5 protein-coding genes are annotated in these 2,725 nt (G+C 61.2%); 2 read left to right on the plus strand and 3 right to left on the minus strand.

All coding sequences use genetic code 11. The features are described 5' to 3' along the window. Positions 1–60: 60 nt before the first annotated feature. The 3 genes from HU767_RS28435 to HU767_RS28445 are packed head-to-tail and all read right to left on the minus strand — an operon-like array spanning position 61 to position 1,407. On the minus strand, positions 61–270 hold the full coding sequence (locus tag HU767_RS28435; RefSeq protein ID WP_186731103.1) for a DUF1289 domain-containing protein: 210 nt from the start codon (positions 268–270) through the stop codon (positions 61–63). Next, the gene (locus HU767_RS28440) at positions 267–791 is read right to left on the minus strand and encodes a gamma carbonic anhydrase family protein (RefSeq protein WP_186705191.1); all 525 of its coding nucleotides are present in this window, start codon (positions 789–791) and stop codon (positions 267–269) included. Before HU767_RS28440 ends, HU767_RS28435 begins: the two co-directional genes overlap by 4 nt. A gap of 16 nt (positions 792–807) precedes the next feature. Continuing rightward, positions 808–1,407 (minus strand): CoA pyrophosphatase, encoded by a 600-nt coding sequence (locus HU767_RS28445; protein WP_186705190.1) that lies wholly within the window; start codon positions 1,405–1,407, stop codon positions 808–810. Positions 1,408–1,553: 146 nt separating this feature from the next. On the opposite strand from HU767_RS28445, the gene HU767_RS28450 reads away from it, so the two are divergent. Then, positions 1,554–2,105 carry an NUDIX hydrolase gene (locus HU767_RS28450; RefSeq protein ID WP_186705189.1) on the plus strand — a complete coding sequence of 184 codons (552 nt, stop codon included), beginning with the start codon at positions 1,554–1,556 and terminating at the stop codon, positions 2,103–2,105. A 41-nt stretch (positions 2,106–2,146) separates the two neighbouring features. Continuing rightward, positions 2,147–2,653: a L,D-transpeptidase family protein gene (locus HU767_RS28455; protein ID WP_039591469.1), complete on the plus strand. Its 507-nt coding sequence runs from the start codon at positions 2,147–2,149 to the stop codon at positions 2,651–2,653. Positions 2,654–2,725: the final 72 nt, after the last annotated feature.

The following is a 2,725-nucleotide window of genomic DNA, read 5'->3' on the forward strand; positions in this document are numbered from 1 at the left end:
GGGGCTGCTTCGCAGCCCAGCGGGAGCAAGCTCCCTCGCCACAGTGGAGCGTGTTCATAATCACCGTCGTGCCGGCAACATCCACACCAACCCACTGGCCTTGGCCCGTTCATGACACAACGCCAAAACCGCGCGTCGCTCCTCGTTGTCCATCCGGCTCCACCGGGTAATCTCGGCCACGGTGCGCTGGCAGCCGGTGCAGATGTCGTCATCGTCCAGCGCGCAGATATTCACGCAGGGCGACGGCACCGGGCGTTCAGCGGCGCTCATGGTTCCTGCTCGACCAGATCGCGGGCGTAGCGCTGGGCGTTGTGCACATAGTGCGCCGCGCTGGCCACGAGCATGTTCTTCTGGGCCTCGGTCAATTCGCGCACCACCTTGCCGGGCGAGCCCATCACCAGCGAGCCGTCGGGAATCTCCTTGTTCTCGCCGATCAGCGCGTTGGCGCCGATGATGCAGTGCTTGCCGATCTTCGCGCCGTTGAGGATCACCGCGTTGATGCCGATAAGGCTGTAGTCGCCTACCGTACAGCCATGGAGCATGGCGTTGTGGCCAATGGTCACGCCGGTGCCGATGGTCAGTGGATAGCCCATGTCAGTGTGCATCACGGTGCCGTCCTGCACGTTGCTATCCTTGCCGATCAGGATCAGTTCGTTGTCACCGCGCAGCACGGCGTTGAACCAGACACTGGCGCCCTCTTCGAGGCGGACCTTGCCCACCAGCGTGGCGTTGGGCGCGACCCAGCTCTGTGGGTGGGTTTCGACACGGGCATCGCCCAGGCGGTATTTCATGGGAATCCTCGGGGCATCAGGTGTTGATGAAAGTCTTCGGCGGGGTGTGCAGGTCGATTTCGGCGTCGTACAGCAGGTTGACCAACTCGACGATCATGATCGCTGTCAGCCCCCAGATCTTGTAACCCTCGAAACGATAGCTGGGCACGTACCAGCTACGGCCCTGGTAGTCGATGCGGTGGGTATGCTCGCGCGGGTCCTTGCGGAAAAACTCCAGCGGCACGCTGAACACGGCGGCGATCTCGGCGTCGTTGGCTTGGTATTCGACGTAATCCGGGATCACGCCGACGTAAGGCGTGACCTTGATTCCGTGCAACGAAATCAGTGGACTGAGGGGACCGATCACTTCCACCAGGCCGGGGGGCAGGCCGATTTCCTCTTCCGCTTCACGCAAGGCGGTGAAAATCAGGTCGGGGTCTTCCGGGTCTCGACGTCCGCCGGGGAACGCCACTTCGCCGCCGTGGGTCGACAGACCGCTGGCGCGCAGGGTCAGTACCAGCTCCGGTTCATCACTGCGAGTGATCGGCACCAGCACCGCCGCTTCAGGGAAACGCCGATCGGTCTCCAGATCGCGCGGCGTGTGGTTGGTTACTCGATGCAGTAGCTCGTCCAGCATGAGACTTCTCGATTTATTCGCTGCCTAGCATCATGCACCAATCACGCAAGCGGCCCAAGCCCCGGACCGCGTCATGTCGCGAAACGACAACTTGCCGATACCGCCCCGTACACGCCAAGATAGGCGCAGCCTCCAGGAATCCAAGCATGAAATTCTGCAGCCAGTGCGGTAACCCGGTGACCCAGCGCATACCCGAGGGCGACTCGCGATTGCGCTTTGTCTGTGACACTTGCCATACCATCCATTATCAGAACCCCAATATCGTTGCCGGATGTGTACCGACTTGGGGCAGCAAAGTCCTGTTGTGCCGACGCGCCATCGAGCCACGGCGCGGTTATTGGACACTGCCGGCGGGCTTCATGGAGAACGGCGAAACTGTCGAGCAGGCCGCGGTGCGCGAAACCGCCGAGGAAGCCTGCGCCCGGGTGCGTAACCTGAGCATCTATACGCTGATCGACGTACCGCACATCAGCCAGGTGCATGTATTCTTCCGCGCCGAGTTGATGGACCTGGACTTCGCTGCCGGGCCCGAAAGCCTGGAAGTGAAGCTGTTTGAAGAAGCCGACATTCCCTGGGACGAGCTGGCTTTCCGCACAGTGGGCCGTACCCTAGAATACTTCTACGCTGATCGGCGAGCCGAAGACTACCCGGTGCGATCCGAGTCGATACCGCCGCTGGCCCAGCCTGCCAATACTTGAAAATCCAATATAGCCGCGACACCTCTAGGGATATCGTTTCAATGCGCTGGTTGCTTGTCCTGTTCTGCTTGTCGTTTACCGCCGTGTCCCAGGCCGCCGCCGTGGGAACCTATAACGGCAAGGTCATTGAAAAAGTCCTGGTGCTGAAGTCCGCCCATCAATTGCAACTGATCAACGACGGCAAGCCGCTCAAGACCTATCGCATTTCCCTGGGCAAGGGCGCCAAGAAAGGCCCCAAGCTGATCGAAGGCGACAAGCGCACCCCCGAAGGTTTTTACTGGATCGACTGGCGCAAGGTCAGCGACAAGTTCTACCTGTCGATGCACATCTCCTACCCCAACATCAGCGACGCCGCCCGCGCCCGCCGTGAAGGCGTGGAACCGGGGGGCATGATCATGATCCACGGCACCCCGGATTCGGAAGACAATCCTGAGCAGTTGTTCCATACGCTGGACTGGACCGACGGCTGCATCGCCATGCGCAACGTGGACATGCGCGAGGTGTGGAACCTGGTGCCGGATGGGACGATGATCGAAATTCGTCCGTAGCGCCCCATTTTTTGCGGCGAGGGGCTCCTGTGGATAAGGGTTCCTGTGGCGAGGGAGCTTGCTCCCGCTGGG

The sequence above is a fragment of the Pseudomonas sp. SWRI179 genome (assembly GCF_014268705.1).
GTDB classification, from domain to species: domain Bacteria; phylum Pseudomonadota; class Gammaproteobacteria; order Pseudomonadales; family Pseudomonadaceae; genus Aquipseudomonas; species Aquipseudomonas zanjanensis.